Annotated in this window: 14 protein-coding genes; 4 read left to right on the top strand and 10 right to left on the bottom strand. The window is 61.5% G+C overall.

Annotated elements, in window-relative coordinates; genetic code table 11:
• Window positions 1-84 precede the first annotated feature (84 nt).
• The 5 genes from CLV85_RS06710 to CLV85_RS06690 form a co-directional block, all read right to left on the bottom strand.
• Window positions 85-1,719: a DUF2142 domain-containing protein gene (locus CLV85_RS06710; RefSeq protein WP_157847483.1), complete on the bottom strand. Its 1,635-nt coding sequence runs from the start codon at window positions 1,717-1,719 to the stop codon at window positions 85-87.
• Window positions 1,720-1,866: 147 nt separating this feature from the next.
• Window positions 1,867-4,242 carry a ComEC/Rec2 family competence protein gene (locus CLV85_RS06705; RefSeq protein WP_100388781.1) on the bottom strand — a complete coding sequence of 792 codons (2,376 nt, stop codon included), beginning with the start codon at window positions 4,240-4,242 and terminating at the stop codon, window positions 1,867-1,869.
• Window positions 4,239-4,829 (bottom strand): ComEA family DNA-binding protein, encoded by a 591-nt coding sequence (locus CLV85_RS06700; RefSeq protein WP_100388780.1) that lies wholly within the window; start codon window positions 4,827-4,829, stop codon window positions 4,239-4,241. The genes CLV85_RS06705 and CLV85_RS06700 overlap by 4 nt, the downstream gene beginning before the upstream one ends.
• A gap of 62 nt (window positions 4,830-4,891) precedes the next feature.
• Window positions 4,892-7,498, bottom strand: coding sequence for a leucine--tRNA ligase (gene leuS, locus CLV85_RS06695; RefSeq protein WP_100388779.1), 2,607 nt, complete (start codon window positions 7,496-7,498; stop codon window positions 4,892-4,894).
• A 175-nt stretch (window positions 7,499-7,673) separates the two neighbouring features.
• Window positions 7,674-9,104 carry an anthranilate synthase component I family protein gene (locus CLV85_RS06690; protein ID WP_100388778.1) on the bottom strand — a complete coding sequence of 477 codons (1,431 nt, stop codon included), beginning with the start codon at window positions 9,102-9,104 and terminating at the stop codon, window positions 7,674-7,676.
• An 11-nt stretch (window positions 9,105-9,115) separates the two neighbouring features.
• Here CLV85_RS06690 and CLV85_RS06685 point away from each other — a divergent pair, with 11 nt between their 5' ends.
• Both CLV85_RS06685 and CLV85_RS06680 read left to right on the top strand, forming a co-directional pair.
• Window positions 9,116-9,880, top strand: coding sequence for an aminotransferase class IV (locus tag CLV85_RS06685; protein ID WP_100388777.1), 765 nt, complete (start codon window positions 9,116-9,118; stop codon window positions 9,878-9,880).
• Between the two features lie 58 nt (window positions 9,881-9,938).
• Entirely contained in the window at window positions 9,939-10,634 is a 696-nt protein-coding gene (locus CLV85_RS06680; RefSeq protein ID WP_229820482.1) for a DedA family protein, read from the top strand.
• An 83-nt stretch (window positions 10,635-10,717) separates the two neighbouring features.
• On the opposite strand, the gene CLV85_RS06675 is transcribed toward CLV85_RS06680, so the two are convergent.
• The 5 genes from CLV85_RS06675 to CLV85_RS06655 all read right to left on the bottom strand — a co-directional run bounded on the left by CLV85_RS06675 (window position 10,718) and on the right by CLV85_RS06655 (window position 14,662).
• The gene (locus CLV85_RS06675) at window positions 10,718-11,629 is read right to left on the bottom strand and encodes an ABC transporter substrate-binding protein (RefSeq protein ID WP_100388775.1); all 912 of its coding nucleotides are present in this window, start codon (window positions 11,627-11,629) and stop codon (window positions 10,718-10,720) included.
• Window positions 11,630-11,631: 2 nt separating this feature from the next.
• Window positions 11,632-12,384 (bottom strand): ABC transporter permease, encoded by a 753-nt coding sequence (locus CLV85_RS06670; protein WP_100388774.1) that lies wholly within the window; start codon window positions 12,382-12,384, stop codon window positions 11,632-11,634.
• Window positions 12,381-13,058, bottom strand: coding sequence for an ABC transporter permease (locus tag CLV85_RS06665; RefSeq protein ID WP_100388773.1), 678 nt, complete (start codon window positions 13,056-13,058; stop codon window positions 12,381-12,383). Before CLV85_RS06665 ends, CLV85_RS06670 begins: the two co-directional genes overlap by 4 nt.
• Window positions 13,055-13,882, bottom strand: coding sequence for an ABC transporter ATP-binding protein (locus CLV85_RS06660; protein WP_100388772.1), 828 nt, complete (start codon window positions 13,880-13,882; stop codon window positions 13,055-13,057). Before CLV85_RS06660 ends, CLV85_RS06665 begins: the two co-directional genes overlap by 4 nt.
• A 129-nt stretch (window positions 13,883-14,011) precedes the next feature.
• The gene (locus CLV85_RS06655) at window positions 14,012-14,662 is read right to left on the bottom strand and encodes a TetR/AcrR family transcriptional regulator (protein WP_100388771.1); all 651 of its coding nucleotides are present in this window, start codon (window positions 14,660-14,662) and stop codon (window positions 14,012-14,014) included.
• 103 nt (window positions 14,663-14,765) lie between these two features.
• Here CLV85_RS06655 and CLV85_RS06650 point away from each other — a divergent pair, with 103 nt between their 5' ends.
• Window positions 14,766-15,449, top strand: coding sequence for an SOS response-associated peptidase (locus tag CLV85_RS06650; protein WP_100388770.1), 684 nt, complete (start codon window positions 14,766-14,768; stop codon window positions 15,447-15,449).
• A gap of 59 nt (window positions 15,450-15,508) precedes the next feature.
• Window positions 15,509-16,561, top strand: coding sequence for an App1 family protein phosphatidate phosphatase (locus CLV85_RS06645; RefSeq protein ID WP_100388769.1), 1,053 nt, complete (start codon window positions 15,509-15,511; stop codon window positions 16,559-16,561).
• Window positions 16,562-16,603 lie beyond the last annotated feature (42 nt).

Genomic DNA, 16,603 nt, shown 5'->3' with positions numbered 1-16,603 from the left:
AACCCAGCCTAATGCCGGGCGCCCACAACGCGGCAACGCCGCGGTGCGTGCATAATTCCGGGCATGGGCGACGAACGTCGAGTGCTATTTCTCGGTTGTGCCTCGCTGAGTCGGCGCGTTACTGGACTGAATAGGCGCCAAATCAGTCAAGTCAGACGCGAACCCTTCCGGTTGCGAAAGCTTGGAATGCGCGATGTATGCACCGATGAGGACTGCGAGAGCTGACCCTGTGAGGGCCACGTACACGAGCAAGGAAACTCCGAAGTAGCCCGACACTGCTTCCAGCCCCGGAACTTGCTCGGAGTACCCATTTGGCCACGAGCTGATGAGCAGCCACGCAATGTTGGCCCACGCAATCGCAGCGCTGCTGGCAACGACCCCGACGAAAAGGCGATTTCGGTTGCGGGGAGTTAGCTTTCTGCCCAGGATTCCGACAAAGCCAGCAACTATTAGCGAGTACGCGGCGATGCCGGCAAACACATAGCGGCCCTGCACGCCTCTATCAGCCACCCCATAGGTCTCGTACACCGAGAGCGAGTTTGCGAAGAGCACCGCGATGATAATTGCCGGGAACGATAGTAAGAGAAACGTCATTCCTCGGTTGCGAGAGTAGAGCGCTACGACGACAAAGGCCACAACGAATGCGACTCCCGCAACGCCAAGAAGCACTGCCGGAAGCTCGTTGCCGCCGTCGACCGGTCGAACGCCGCGAGCCCAAAAGAGCGAGTTGAACCGCAACCAAAAGTTCCCGAAATAACTGAGAACATTGATGTTGCTAAGAGGCTCATCCAAGGCAACTCGGAGCGTTCCCGACACGCTGGGCTGAACAGAGCCGAGCAAGATGAGATTGCGTATCCACCACCATCCACCGATGAGCGCCGCGATCGACGGTGCAATCAGAGCGATAACGGTGCCTCTCATCTTCGTCGGCTTTTTGGAAAAGACCGCAACAAATGAAAGAAACACGAAGAGTGGAATCGCGAAGAGTGCGAACCCCTTTGTGAGCAGGGAGACGCCCAGCAAAATGCCCGCAGCGACGAGAAGAAACGTCGTGCGCGTATTCGACTTCCACGCGCGAATGAGGAAATACAAGGCGCCGCTGATCGTCGGGACCAGAAGCGTATCGTTCGACACGAGCCCTCCGAATCCCGTGAAGAAGGGGATCGCGAGAAGCGCGTAGGCGCCGACCGCCCCCAGCGACCGGGAGCCTGTGACGAGACGGACTATTCCAGCGATAGCCGGCACCGACAAACTGACCAAGAAAGCGGAGAAGATCCGCATCACAAGCATTGCTTGATCCCACCTCAGACTATCGAGGTCGGTCATCGCAACGACACTCGCAGTCAGAAAGTAGTACGCCGGCGGATGCTGGACCATGTTGTCGATCTCGGCCGACAAGAGAGCGAAATTGGGTTCTTCCAGCACGCTGGAACGGTTTACAGCGAGCGGAACCTGGTCGAAGTCAGGAGCACTCGCCGACGCCCTCCCTGATTCCAGCCACGCGAGGTCTACGGCTGGCATAACCCGGGCCGTGTAAGGAAGGGGCCAACCGCCCCCGTCAACAACCCGAACTACCGAGTTGTAGTGGTTTTTTTCATCCGGACCACCGAAAAATGGCACAGTGATTGCAGACAGAACTCCGGCAAGAAACACAAGCAGCGTTGCAGCCGCGATATGAACGAGATAGACGCGCTCGTTGCCCATTAGTCTTTCTCTCACGCACAGATTCCTAGCCTTGATGTGTGAACGCCAGCCACTGTCGTTCCAAAACATCCCCAAGCTTAGTCGGATGGCCGCTGCGCGCCGTCCCGAAACGATGACGGAATGCATCCGGCGGTTGCGTCGCAGCCCAGCGCGCACTTTGGGTTAGGGGAAACGGACCTCAGCCGATTCTGACCAGAGAGAAATCACGCCAGCGCGAACGCCGGATGACACCAAAATAAGCCCATTCAGGTCGCTGCGAGCAACTGCGGTACCGGCGTCGTCGAGCATTGCGAGGGCATCAGCGGTCGGATGCCCGTAGCCGTTGTCCGCTCCGACTCCGATGAGCCCGAGGGTGGCCTGCAGCTCGGCATAGAGGGCCGGGTACTGGTCTCCGGAACCGTGATGGCTGACTTTCACGACATCCACTTGCCTGAATGTACTAGCCGCACCGAGACGAGCTTGAGCACTCTCGCCAAGGTCTCCGAGGAACACCGAGCTGAGACAGTGCCTCAGGCAATCGGAGCGCGGCAAAAACTCGACGACGACGCTCGCATCGTTACCGGGGTCGATGCCCGAGCGCTGGGCCGGCGGCCAAAGCACGCGCCATTGCTGCTCGCCGAACTGGCCGCGGTCCCCCGCGCTCACAGGGTGAACCTGCGCGCCACCCGCCGCAAGACTGCCCAGTAGCGCTTCATCGCTTGGCGAGCCGGTGGGGCCGACAAGAACAACATCCGCGCGGCCAACGACAGCCTCGGTTCCTCCGACGTGGTCGTGATCGAAGTGCGTCAGGATGAGTAGGTCAATGTGGTCGATCGAGAGTCGATCGAGGCAGGCTTTCAGCAGGTCTGGTTCGGCGCCGGTATCAATGAGTGCAACTTCCTCTCCGCTGCGCAGAACCACCGCATCGCCCTGGCCAACATCACACTGCGCAAATTGCCAATCCCTCGGCCACGTCAACGCGGCACTGACCGCGGACCCTGCAACGACTGCCAGCGCGAGCGTGGAAGCGATAGCGAGAGACGTAAGCGCGTGCGTGCGCCAGGCACCGCGGATCACGAGAGCCGCGAGGAGAAGAACCGTGAGCACGCTGAGCGTGAGTACGCCCACCCAGCCTTCCCACCACGGGATGCGCGCCCACGGAGCCTCGGCAAAGAAATCAGCAACGGCCGCAACCCAGGCGGACGGCACCCAAGCGACCCACATCAGTGCCAGCCCGAGGACCGGGATCACTGACAACGCCACGCAGGCCGCCAGACCGACAACGGTCGCAATCGGCGCCGCCGGTGCGGCCAACACGTTGGCGATCACACCATAGGTCGGCAGTGAGGGCTGCAAGAGCAGTAGCACGGGCTGGCAGGCCAGCTGAGCAGCCAACGGCACGGCGATCACCAGTGACAGCGACCGCGGCATCCAACGCGCTAGAAACTGCGCGAGCGGCTCGGCAAAAAGAAGGAGACCTGCCGTGGCAAATACCGAGAGCACGAACGCGAAGTTGCGTGATAGCCATGGGTCGAAGACGAGGAGGGCGATCGTTGCGAGTGACAGCACCGCCATTCCTCGGATCGGCCTGCCGCTGCCGAGTGCGATCAACACGAACGTGGCCATGAGCGCTGCCCGCAGCACGCTGGGGTCGGGAGTGACCACGACTACGAAGGCGAGCAGTATAAGAATGGAGAGGCCGATCCTCAGTATCCGATGGGCTCCGACCCTGCCGCCGAGAGCCATGATTAGCCCGACGACGATCGCGCAGTTGGCGCCCGACACTGCCGTGAGGTGGCTCAATGAGCTGGTCTTCATAGCAGCATCCAAGTCGTCACTCACGGCGCTGGTATCGCCGATGGCGAGCCCACCCAGAAGTTCCCCGCCACCGCCCGGCAACGACGAAGTGGCGGCGGCAAAGGTACGTCTCAGTTGATTCGCCCAGTCGAATTGCCAGCCGGGATCGGCCCGCCATTCCGGCGGGTCAGTAGCGAAGAGCAGCACGGCCCGCCCATCTTCCGGGGAAGTGCTCGCCAAGGTGCCCGTGACCGCGAATGTGACGCCAATCCCCCACGGTTCGCCGTCGGCATCCGATGCGTCTAGACCCGGCTGCGGTTCATCAGGTTCGGCATCGACCGCGCCAAAACCGCCGCGTTCCGTGAAGATCAGAGCGGGCGATTCGAGTTGGATTGATTCGCCGTCGGCCTCGAGAGTGGTGATGATTGCCTGAAAGAAGTCGGCGCTGTCCTTGACTGCAGAGGTGGTTGTTGCGATGGCAGTCACTGTCGTGTGCTTCGCAGCCAGTTCTCCCAGCGCTAGGGGTTGACGGGTCTCAGCATGAACAGCGACAGACGTGGAGCACAACGCGGCCAGAGCGCACCCCAAGGCGACACTCGCGAGAAAACGCTGCTGGCTCAGCAGCGCACCCGCGATTAGTGCTCCGGTAGCAAGCCACAATGCGATGGCGACCGCAGGCGTCCACGCTGGGACCCCGATCACGACGACGGCCACAAGCCACGCAGCCGCCACGGGCAGGCTGAGCCGCAGGTCGAGATTCATACCGTGACCAGGTCGCGCAACCCGTCGAAGGTAGCGTCTCCGATTCCGGCGACGTTACGGAGGTCGTCGATGCTCGTGAAGCGCCCATTTGCCTCACGCCACGCCAGAATGCGAGCAGCCATCGCTGGCCCGATACGAGGCAGGGTATCGAGGGCTGCGGCATCCGCGGTATTCAGGTTGACTCGACCATCGGATGCCGTCGCCGCGGCAGCCTCGTCGCCCACGGCAGGCACGGCGAACTGTTCTCCATCGGTCAGCACACGCGCGAGGTTGAGTTGATCCTGCTTCGCATCTTCGGCGAAGCCCCCAGCGGCAGCGATCGCGTCGATCACGCGTGATCCCTCGGTCAGTTCGAAGAGCCCCGGACGCACCACCGCGCCCGTGACGTGCACAAACAGAGCGGGTGATTCCACCGCGAACGCTCCGTCACCCGAGCCCAGTTCGCCGCGCGCAATCTCTACGGCAGTCGGGCTGCCTGTGAGTGCGGTCGCGAGCACGGCGCAACCGAGCGCAACGAGCACCACCACGATGACAGCGCCGACGCGCACCCGCAGCCGCGCCTTACGGGCCTGCTCGAACTCTTCCACTCCCACAAACTAAGCGCGCCCCGATTGCTCGGAGCGCGCTCAGTTATAACGTGTGGACTTACTTAGCCTTCGGTGGGCTGTTGACGAGTCGCGATGTTGACGAGCTTGGGGGCGCGCACGATCACCTTGACGATCTCGCGGTCTCCGACGGTGCGCTTGATCGCTTCGGATGCCATGGCAAGAGCTTCGAGGTCGGCGCCATCAATCTTGGGCGAAACTTCGAGGCGGTCCCGAACCTTGCCATCCACCTGAACAACGGCCGTCACCGACTCCTCAACGAGGAGCGACGGGTCGGCCTTGCGCCAACCGGCGAGAGCGACAGTCGGCTCGTAGCCGAGCTTCTCCCACATCTCCTCTGCCGTGTGCGGCGCGAACAGGCTCAGGGCGATCGTGATGACTTCAGCTGCTTCACGGACTGCCGCGTCGCCGCCGCCAGCACCGGTGTCGATGGCCTTACGGGTGACGTTGACGAGATCCATGATGCGAGCAACGAGCACGTTGAACTTCAGCGACTCAGCGAGGCCAGGGCCATCAGCGAGGAAACGGTGGGTGGCGCGACGCAGCGTGGTGTCGCCCGTCTTCCACTCGATCTCGGGAGCACTCGTGACATCCCGCACTACACGGAACGCGCGAGCCAAGAATTTGTGCGACGCCGCAGGCGACACGTCTTCCCAGTTGATGTTTTCCTCGGGCGGGCCAGCGAAGGCCAACGTCAAGCGGAGTGCATCGGCACCGTGCTCGGCAATTTCACCCGAGAACGTGACGGCCTTGCGGCTGCGCTTCGACATCTTCTTGCCCTCAGAGAGGACCATGCCCTGGTTGAGCAGCGCGCTGAAGGGCTCCGTGAAGCTCACGTAACCGAGGTCGAACAGCACCTTGGTAATGAAGCGCGAGTAGAGCAAGTGCAGGATCGCGTGCTCGACGCCACCGACGTACTGGTCGACGGGAGCCCACTTCTCGGCCTCAGCCGGGTCGAAGGCCTTGTCGGGATCGTTCGGTGACAGGAAGCGCAAGAAGTACCAGGAGCTGTCAACGAAGGTGTCCATCGTGTCGGCGTCGCGCAAGGCAGGGCTGCCATCGCGCGGGTCTTCAACGTTGATCCAGTCTTCGGCGGCCGCGAGGGGCGATTTGCCCTTGGGCTTGAGATCAAGGCCCTCAGTCGATGGCAGCTCAACGGGCAGCTGCTCGAAGGGAACCGGAATCAGTTCGCCATCCGAACCGTGAATGATCGGGATGGGGGTTCCCCAGAAGCGCTGACGGCTGATCAGCCAGTCACGCAGTCGATACGTCTTCGCGGCGCGGCCAGTGCCGGCAGCGTCGAGCTGTTCCACGATCTTCTTGATCGCGTTGGACTTGCTGAGCCCGTCGAGCGGACCCGAGTTGATCATGCGGCCATCGCCCTGCAACGACTGACCGGTGTCGCGGGGGTTCAGCGGCGGCAGGTCATCCGGAAGAATCGCCATGCCATTTTCGTCGAGTTCCAGAACAGGAATCGCACCGGTGATGGGCGCGTTCGTGTCGAGAACAACACGCACAGGTAGGTCGAACTTGATCGCGAATTCGAGGTCGCGCTGGTCGTGCGCGGGCACAGCCATGACGGCACCGTGGCCGTAGTCGGCCAGTACGTAGTCTGCAGTCCAGATCGGGATGCGCTCCCCCGTGACCGGGTTGATCGCAAAACGGTTCAGCGGGATGCCGGTCTTGGTGCGCGTAGCATCCTTGCGCTCGATTTCAGTCTGCTTCTGAGTCTGCTCGAGGTAGCTCGCGAAAGCAGCCTTGGTCTCGTCGTCGGTACCCTCAACGAGTTCAGCGGCGAGGTCTCCATCTGGGGCGACGACCATGAAGGTGACGCCGTAGAGAGTGTCGGGGCGCGTCGTGAAGACGGTGACCTTCTCGTCACGGCCTTCGATTTCGAAGTCGACATCCGCACCAACCGAACGGCCGATCCAGTTGCGCTGCATCGAAAGCACCTTCGACGGCCATGCGCCCTCAAGCTGGTTCAAGTCGTCGAGCAAGCGGTCGGCGTAGTCGGTGATCTTCAAGTACCACTGCGTGAGCTTCTTCTTGACGACGATCGCGCCCGAACGCTCGGACGTGCCATCGGCCAGAACTTGCTCGTTGGCGAGAACGGTCTGATCTACCGGGTCCCAGTTGACCCAGGAATCCTTGCGGTACGCGAGGCCCTTTTCGTACATCTTGAGGAACAGCCACTGGTTCCACTTGTAGTACTCGGGGTCGCTCGTGTGCAGAACGCGGTCCCAGTCAAAGGAGACACCGTAGAGCTTCATGCTCTTCTTCTGCTGGTCGATGTTGTCGTACGTCCAACCGCGAGGGTCAATGCCGCGCTCGATGGCGGCGTTCTCAGCAGGAAGACCGAAAGAGTCCCAGCCAATGGGGTGAAGAACGTTGAAGCCACGCTGACGCCAGTACCGCGCCGCGATGTCACCAAAGGCGTAGGCCTCGGCGTGCCCCATGTGCAAGTCGCCCGAGGGGTACGGGAACATGTCGAGAATGTACTTGCGCGGGCGCTTGTCTTCGGGGTCGCTCGTCGCGAACGGCTTAAGCTCTTCCCACTTGGCTTGCCACTTAGCGTGAATGGCGGCTACATCGTAGTCCGAGCCACTCTCGCGGTCGTCGTGTGCACCAGCAAAGTTGGGCTGCTCAGTCACGTAAACACTCTCAATTCGTTACAGGGAAGATCTAAGATTACCCAACTCACGGCCGCGCTCGAGGGGGCCAAAAAGTGTCGGGTTATTCCATTGTCTATGAGTTGACGCATCTCACAGTACACAGCAACAGGGTAGACCGGTTGTTCACTACGACCGAGAGCGGATGCGCGACCGCTTAGTCGCTCGAAACACCCAGCACTCGCAGCAGCGCTGCTGCCTTCAACTTGACCTCGGCCAGCTCTTCTTCGGGCACCGAGAGGGCCGTGATTCCGCCGCCGGCGCCGATCGTTGAGCCCCGAGCATCCATGACGATAGAACGGATGACCATGGCGAGGTCAACGGCACCGTCGAGCCCCACGTACCCAAAGACGCCAGAGTAGATGCCGCGCGGGGCACGCTCGAGCGAATCCAGAATGAGAGTCGCGGAGTGTTTGGGGGCGCCGGTCATCGATCCCGCCGGAAACGAAGCCTTGATGGCATCGACGGCGCTCACGTCAGCGCGCAATTGACCCCGGATGGTACTGACGAGCTGATGCACGGTCGCGTAGCTTTCCACGGCGAACAGTTTCGGTACGGTGACGGAGCCGACCTCGCACACGCGCCCGAGGTCATTGCGCATGAGATCGACAATCATGAGGTTTTCGGCGCGCTCTTTATCGCTGGCCAGCAGCTCGGCGGCAAGGCGCTCGTCTTCGGCGGCGTCAGCGCTGCGGCGACGCGTGCCCTTGATCGGCTTCGTCTCGATGAGTCCCGAGGGATCGATCGCTAAGAACTGCTCGGGAGTGGAGCTGAGCAGCGAGATCGCGCCCACCTGCATGAAGCCGCCGTGATGGCTGGGGTTGGCGCGGCGCAGAGCGAGATACGTAGCGACCGGATCAGCGGGCCTGTCGCCGTGGTCGACGTGCACGCTCGTCGTGAGGCACAACTGGTAGGCGTCGCCTTCGACGATCGACTGCTGGCACGCCGCGATCATCTCGAGGTAGTCGGCGTCGGAGTCGCGCCAGACCGCGGTGGGGGCGGGCTGGGGCGCGGTGAAGGCTGTCAGGGAGGTCGTCGGTGCGGTTGTTGCGGTTGGGGTTGCGGTGCGGGTTGGGGCTGTGGTTGCGGTGCGGGCTGCCGCTGCCTCCACGAGAGCCACGATACTGTCGCGCCACTGCGCGAGCTCGCCCGTCCAACTGTCGCCGAGCGCGAGCACGCTGAGCGAGCGAGACCCGTGGTCGACCACGATCACACGATCTACCCACAGCCAGGCGGCATCCGGGGTCACTGCAGGCGTTGTCACCTCGACGCCGAGCGATTCGCGGCGGAGCTCGTACCCGAGCCACCCGACCCAGCCCAGTCGAAAGCCTGCGGGTGCAGCAGAGTGATCGATCTCCGTCGCTGCGAACTCGCGGCGCATCCACTCGAAGACCGGTTCGTTGAGCTCCGTGCTCAGCACAGCCCGAGTCGAAACGGCGAGGTAGCTGCGCCCCGAATTAGCCGCCGCTCCGCTGTCGAGCCAGACGGCACCAGCGGCATCCGACGCCTGCTGCGCCATGAGTTCGCTAAACACCGCCGCGGGGTCAACCCAGCGCGGCAAGGCAGCAGTCAAGACGCGAGAGCGCATAACCTAAGCCTATGAGTGCGGACGCAATTTATCGGTGGCAGAACGACAAACTTCTCGAGATCTCCCCCGACAAGGTGCCGACGACCCCGATGACCGTCGCCGATTCCTGGCTCGTGAACTCGGGCTCAGTGCTCGCCCTCAATCTGCATCGCCAACGGTTTCTGGATGCCGTACCCGCCGCCCAGCGAGAAACTGCCGACCAGTTCTTCACAGCTGCGATCGCCGCTCTCCCCCGCGCCGGCGCCTGGTTTCCGCGTGTCGAGCTGCGCGGAGCCGAGTTCTTTCTGCGCTTGCGCGCGAACCCCGAATTGAAGCGCTCGGCCACGGCCGTAAGTTTTCGGGGTGCCGACCCGCGCACCGTGCCTGCGGTCAAAGGCCCCGATATCGACGCGATGGGCGCGCTGCAGGCGGGAGCGCGTGCCCACGGTGCCGACGAGGCGATTCTGCTCACCGACGAAGGATTCGTCATCGAAGGCGCGTACAGCGCTGTGCTGTGGTGGCGTGGAGAGATTCTCTGCGGTCCGCCGGCAGAGCTCGAGCGTGTCGATAGCGTTACCGCCCGCAGCGTGCTGACGTTAGCCCGCGCGCTTGGGCTCGATACCCACGAAGAAGCGGTCACCCCGGCGGAGCTCGCGGGCACCGAAGTCTGGGTCGTGAATGCGCTGCACGGCATCCGCATTGTCTCGAAGTGGGTCGATGGCCCGGAGCTTGCCGAGAAGCCTGGTCGGCTCGAACAGTGGCGCACCCGACTCGCTACTTTGGCACGCCCCATTTAGCCAGTGAGCTTTCGGTTTTGCTCGCTAGGCTCGTTCCGTGGATCCCGTAGACCTCATTCTGAGCGCTGAACCGAGTGCTGCCAGTGGCGGCTTCGGACAGTGGGTCAACGATGCGCTGAGCTACATTCTTGACACCGTGCAGTCGGTCGATCCGGTGCTCCGCACGATTCTCGCGGGCGTCGCGATCATGCTGGAGACGTCGATATTGGTCGGGCTTCTCGTGCCCGGCGACACCGTGGTCTTGGTTGCAAGTACAGCAGTGGGGAGCGTCTTCGAGGCCGCCATCCTCATCGCGGTCGTGATCGTGGGAGCCTTGATCGGCGAGAGCGTGGGCTTCGCCCTTGGCCGCTACTTTGGTCCCAAAATTCGGCACTCGAGACTTGGCAAGCGCATCGGCGAACAGCACTGGGTGCAGGCCGAACGCTATCTGGGACGCCGAGGTGGAATTGCCGTGTTCATTTCACGCTTTTTGCCCGTGCTGCACTCGCTCATCCCGGTGACCGTGGGCATGAGCACGATGCGGTACCGCACTTTCATGGCGTGGACCGTTCCCGCCACCAGCATTTGGTCAATCGCGTACGTCTCTGTCGGGGCCCTCACCGCGGGTAGTTTTCGGGAACTGCTCGATCAACTGCACTACGCGGGCTACATCTTCGTCGCCATCGTCGCCGTCATTTCGATCGTCACGGTGATCGCGAAGAAGCTGCTGCATCGCTCGCAACAGCGTCACATGGAACACCACGACGCCGAATAACTCTTAACGACCGAGGGGCGGATGCACGTGCATCCGCCCCTCGGTGCTGGACTAGCCAGCAGTGTGTTCTGTTGTAGCCAGTGTTAGCTGAGGCCGTTGGCGCTCAACCATGCGGTGGCGATGTCGTCAGACGACATCTTGTCAACGGTGCTTTCCACGTTGAGAGCAACGAGGCCCTCAGGGGTGAGCTTGGCGTTGACGGCATTGATAACATCGGCGATCGAGTCAGCGATGTCTGCGTTCACCAGAGGCACGACGTTCGAGGCCAAGAACAGGCCCTCAGGGTCGGTCAGGGTAACGAGGCCTTCGGTCTGGATGCGCGGGTCGGCGCTGTAGACGTTAGCCATGTTGATGGTTCCCTCGACGAGTGCCGCAACGGTGGTGTCACCGGTCGCGGTGAAGCCGACCGTGGCGCCGTAGACGTCCTTGAGTCCGGCAGGACCATAGGGGCGCTCTTCGAGTTCAGCGTTTCCGCCGAGCTTAAGGTCCGCGACATCGGCGAGGTCCGCGAGGCTCGTCAACGAGTTAGCTGCCGCGAAGTCAGCGGTCACGTTGTAGGAGTCTTGGTCGGTAGCCGACGACTGTTCGAGAACCGTGAGGCCCTCGGGCAGAGCATCAGCGAGTTCAGCGTAGACATCCTCTGAGGCCGTTGCCGTGGTGTCAGCGCTGTAGAACTGGAGGAGGTTTCCCGTGTATTCGGGGATGATGTCTACTTCGCCGCTCTCGAGAGCGGGCAGGTAAGCATCGCGCTGGCCGATCTGGAATTGACGCTCGACCTCGAAGCCAGCGTTCTCCAGTGCCTGCGAGTAGATCTCGGCAATGATTTCGTTCGAGTAGTAAGCCTGCGAGCCGACAACGATGGTGTCGCTGTTGGTGTTCTCGTCACTCGATCCGGAGTCCAGGGGATCACCAGTTGCACACCCTGACAGGGCAATTGCAACCCCGACCGCGGCGGCGCCAAGCGCGAGCCGGCCTTTGTTCTTAGCTGTGAACATTTCTATCCTCTTCTTTCTTGGGCAGGTTTTGCTGCCACCGCACGTCGTCGAGTTGATGACGTGCGGACATCTTTAGCACGCCCAGCCGAAACTCCGCGGGGAACCGCAAATTGTTGGATGAGCGCAAATATTCCATCGAGAACCAGAGCGAGCGCTGCAATCAGCAACGCACTGCCTAACATCTCGTCATAACGCTGGAGAGGGAGGCCGCGGAAAATGTAAATTCCTAGGCCGCCAAGCCCCACGTAGGCCGCGAGTGTCGCGGTAGCGACGACCTGCAGCGTTGCCGCGCGAAGGCCGCCAATGAGCAGCGGAAGCCCCAGCGGAACTTCTACCTTCCACAGGATTTGCCACTCCGTCATACCGACCGCTCGCGCAGCATCAATAACGCGGCGGTCTACCGCTTCTATTCCCGCATACGCTCCCGCCAGAATCGACGGGATGGCCAAAAGTACGAACGCTGTGATCGCTGCGAGCTGGAGTTGAACCTGAGTTACCCCAATCAGCAGCACGAGAAGCAGGATGAGACCAAACGAAGGCAGGGCGCGTGCAGCTCCCGACAACCCGACGGCGAAGTCGCGCCCCTTACCCGTGTGCCCGATGTAGAAACCGAGGGGAATCGCAATGAGCGCCGCAACGATCACCGAAAAGAAGGTGTAGAAAAGGTGCTCTTCGAGCCTGAGCGGAATCGGATTGCTACCCTCGAGTCGCTCCGGAGAGAAGAGCCATTGCACTGCTTCTATGAGGAAGTTCACGCGGGCGCTCCTTCCAGTGCGGGAGCGGGCGCCTTTTGCTTGGCGACCGTCGTCCAAGGCATCAGCATCCGGCCCAGCAGTACCAGAGCGCGGTCGATCAACAACGCGACAATCACTGTCATCACGACCCCGGCGAAGATCTCTTCCAAGATTCGGCGCTGAAAGCCGTTAGTGAAGAGGTAGCCGAGGCTCTGCACTCCAATGAGAATTCCGACAGTCACGAGGCTCACCGTCGACACAGCAGCGACACGGAGACCCGCGAGCACCACGGGGCCCGCGAGCGGGAAGTCGACGGTCCAGAATCGACGCCAGCCGCCAAACCCAACAGCGGTGGCCGATTGACGGATCGCCGGATCGACTGAGGCCAGAGCATCCGCCACGGAACGAGCCATGATGGCCACGGCATAGAGCGTGAGCGCAATGGTGATGTTGAGCTCGCTAAGGAAGCTGATGCCTAACAGCGGCGGCAGGATCACGAACAGCGCGAGCGACGGAATCGTGTACAGCAAACCGGCAAGGGTCAGCAGGATGCCGCGAGTGAGCTTGAAGCGATACGCCAGCCAGCCCAACGGGATAGAAATGAGGAAGCCGATAACAATCGGCGGGATGCTCAGCCGAATGTGTTCAAGCGTGAGGCCCCAGATCAGATCAAGATTATTGATGATCCAAGTCACGCCGACTCCGATCCCCCGACAAGAACGCCAGCGCCGCGGCCTTCACTGTCGACCAGGATCGTCCCAGCTTCCGTTTTCTTGAGAGTGAGGGCGCGCTTGCCACGGTCGGTGCCGATAAAGTTCGCCACGAAGTCGCTCGCCGGAGCAGCCATGATCTCGTTCGGACTACCGACCTGAGCGATCTTGGCGCCCTTTTCCAAGATGACGACCTGATCGCCGAGCAAGAAGGCTTCGTCAATATCGTGCGTGACAAAGACGATCGTCTTGTCGAGTTCATGCTGCAGGCGAATTGTCTCCTGTTGCAGCTCCGCGCGCACGATCGGGTCAACCGCACCGAACGGCTCATCCATCAGCAGGATGTTGGGGTTAGCGGCGAGGCCGCGTGCCACACCAACGCGCTGCTGTTGGCCGCCCGACAGTTGACTCGGGTAGCGGTCGGCAATGCTACGGCTGAGGCCCACGGTATCGAGCAGCTCGAGAGCTTGTTCACGAGCCTGCTTTTTAGGCACGCCATTGAGCATCGGCACTGTAGTGACGTTGTCGATCACTTTGAAGTGCGGAAGAAGCCCGGAGTTCTGCATGACGTAGCCGATGCTGCGTCGCAGAGCCACCGGCTCTTTGCTCATGATGCTGTCGCCATCGATCTCGATGTCGCCATCCGTGGGATCGACCATTCGGTTGATCATTCGGAGCAGTGTGGTTTTACCACTGCCCGATGACCCGACGAAGACTGTAATCTTTCGCGACGGAATCACGAGATTAAAGTCTTCGACGGCCACGGTCCCGTCGGGGAAACGCTTGGTTACTGCACGAAATTCAATCATGATTTCGGCTCATTCCTCGCGCCCATGCGCGGATCGACACTTGCCAGCATTAATAGCTAAACAGTATTCGACGCCGCTGTCATTCCCGATTGGGTATAACTCAGGCAAATTCGCATAGAGCGAAATCAGCTACCAGCCGATGTTCTCCACAATGAAGCCGCGAACGTACGAGGTGCTCACCGAAATGAATTCCTCGTCACCCTGCGGGTTCATCAAGAACGCACGAGCGACAAGTGCATCGCTCATTTCAAGGCTGGCTTCGAGCGTGAAGCGCGTTGCTGCCGAGTTCTCAACGCCGAATCGCGCCGAAAGGGCTTCGACGATTCGCTCAGCGACCAACGACTTGAACGTGCGGCCATTAGGCAGCGGGCGCAAGTCGAGCTGGTCGCCAACGCGAAGACCACGGAAGCCGGGCTCGGTGCGGTACGTGTCGATCACAGTGGCGAACGAGTTGCTCAGCGCAGCTCGCCAGTCAGCGTGTGCTGGATCGTTGATGGCCTCAGTAATACGAGCCATCACGCGCTCAAAGTTGCGCGATCCCAAAGCCTGCAACAAAACGATGCGGTCAGGGAAATAACGGTAAACGGTGCCGATCGACGCTCCCGCGCGTTCGGCGACCATAGCGGTGGTTAGTCGCTCAATGCCGACCTCGTCGACGATGGATGCTGCTGCATCAAGTAGTGCGGTTAAACGCGCGGTGCTACGTGCTTGCACCGGCTCGTTGCGAAGCGAGACTGCTGGTTCAGCCGCGATTTCAATGGTTGTTGTTTGTGCGGACACAATGGCCCCCTTCTCGGTGTCTGATCAATCCTAACCTTTAGAACGATTGTTCTACGCTGGGTAGAAGCTCACTTTTTCTGAAAGAAGACCGTAAAGTTCATATATGTGCGGTCGATTTGCGATGGACGACACGGTGAACCAGATGGTCACCGAATTTGTAACGGCGACCGGGCGGCCGCCCGAAGAGTGGCAGGCAGACTGGCTCGCCACACCGATTGTGCGCCCCACCGATCAGGTGCCAATCCTGCTCAAGACGCTGGAAGACCGCGACGATCCTTCGTCCGAATTGGTACCACGCGCGGCCCTCGCGCAGTGGTGGCTGACTCCTCCCTTCTCCCCTGTACTGCGCGGCAAGTACCCCACCTTCAATGCGCGCAGTGAGACCGTTACCGAGAAGCCCACGTTTCGTTCGGCCATCGTCAGTCAGCGCGCGGTGCTTCCCGCCATCGGATACTTCGAAACTCAGAAGTCGGGGCCCACGCCGGTTCCCCACTACATCGCACCGCCAGAAGGCCTCCTCTACTTCGCCGGGCTCTACTCCTGGTGGAAGGATCCCGCCGCTGACCCCGACGATCCAGCGCGCTGGCATCTCACCACAACCATGCTGACCCAGCAGGCAACCGGGGCTCTTGCTGACATCCACGACCGGATGCCGGTCATCCTCGATCACGATTCGATCGACGAATGGGTCGATCCCCGCACGCGCGGCGACCGTCTGCTCGTTGACGCGACGGTAGCCGCATCCGCAACACTGAGTGAACAGTTGCACGCCGAACCCCAGAGTTGAGCGCTCGTCGACAGTCGTCGTGAGCACACGAGGGGCGCGCTGGAGCCTAGGCTGGAGTAATGGCTCGAACCGGCAAGTCCCACTCCCCTAGCCAAACAGCGGGTGAGATTCTTCATCGAGCCGCTCGAATCGAGGATGCCTTCCATCGCTGGCGTGAACGCCGCGGCCGCAAGCGCGGGCTCACCACCACGATCATTCCGTACAGCAGCTATGCGACAGAGGGATGGGCTCGAGTTCTCTGTCGCGTCGTTCTGACGCGCGGTACCGAAGCCTCTAAGAAGCGCGCTGAGAAGGTACGCGGCTGGCGCAGCTTCTTCAGCATCCCCGTGAACTCTGAAGTGGTCACCGTCACCATCGGTGGAATTCAGGTGCAATTAACGCCCGGGCGTGGCGGAGTGATCGACGAACAGGTTGAGGTCGCTCAGTCTCCGGGCTGGCAAACTGCCACCCTCGACTCGGCAGGCTCTGACCCCACCACGGCCCATATTTTCGTTGTTGATCCCACCACAGAGTTTGGCGTGATCTCCGACGTCGACGACACCGTCATGGTGACCGCACTCCCCCGCCCGCTGCTCGCCGCATGGAATACCTTCGTGCTCGACGAGCACGCACGACGTCCGGTCGCCGGCATGGCCGTGCTGTACGACCGCATCACCCGGGCAAATCCCCACTCTCCCGTGATTTACCTCTCTACTGGCGCGTGGAACGTTGCCCCGACGCTGACGCGTTTTCTGCGCCGCAACCTGTACCCGCGCGGTGCGATGTTGCTCACCGACTGGGGCCCCACTCACGATCGCTGGTTCCGCAGTGGCGCAGAGCACAAGCGCGCCAACCTTCGGCGCCTCGCCTCTGAATTTCCGCATGTGAAGTGGCTACTGGTCGGCGATGACGGCCAGCACGATGAAGAAATCTATGGCGAGTTCGTCGCGAGCCACCCCGAGAACGTTGCTGCCGTCGCCATCCGTCAGCTCTCGACCGGTGAAGCTGTACTCGCGGGTGGCCGCAGCAAGATTGCGGAACGCGAGCGTGAGTCATCCGTTCCGTGGCGGTATGCCCCCGATGGCGCCCGTTTGGCGATCGAACTTCGCGAGCTGGGCCTGATCAACGACTAAAGCAGAATCGCTTTGTTAAATTTCGCGCACGAATGCCGCGAT

Origin of the sequence: Salinibacterium amurskyense (assembly GCF_002797685.1) — a bacterium.
Lineage (GTDB): Bacteria > Actinomycetota > Actinomycetes > Actinomycetales > Microbacteriaceae > Rhodoglobus > Rhodoglobus amurskyensis.
This window is presented reverse-complemented; position numbering and strand designations above follow the sequence as displayed.

Coding starts and splice junctions, on each gene's coding strand:
- CLV85_RS06705 (WP_100388781.1), bottom strand. CDS start 4,242: ATGAATCTCGACCTGCGGCTCAGCCTGCCCGTGGCGGCTGCGTGGCTT.
- CLV85_RS06690 (WP_100388778.1), bottom strand. CDS start 9,104: ATGCGCTCTCGCGTCTTGACTGCTGCCTTGCCGCGCTGGGTTGACCCC.
- CLV85_RS06685 (WP_100388777.1), top strand. CDS start 9,116: ATGAGTGCGGACGCAATTTATCGGTGGCAGAACGACAAACTTCTCGAG.
- CLV85_RS06675 (WP_100388775.1), bottom strand. CDS start 11,629: ATGTTCACAGCTAAGAACAAAGGCCGGCTCGCGCTTGGCGCCGCCGCG.
- CLV85_RS06660 (WP_100388772.1), bottom strand. CDS start 13,882: ATGATTGAATTTCGTGCAGTAACCAAGCGTTTCCCCGACGGGACCGTG.
- CLV85_RS06650 (WP_100388770.1), top strand. CDS start 14,766: ATGTGCGGTCGATTTGCGATGGACGACACGGTGAACCAGATGGTCACC.
- CLV85_RS06645 (WP_100388769.1), top strand. CDS start 15,509: ATGGCTCGAACCGGCAAGTCCCACTCCCCTAGCCAAACAGCGGGTGAG.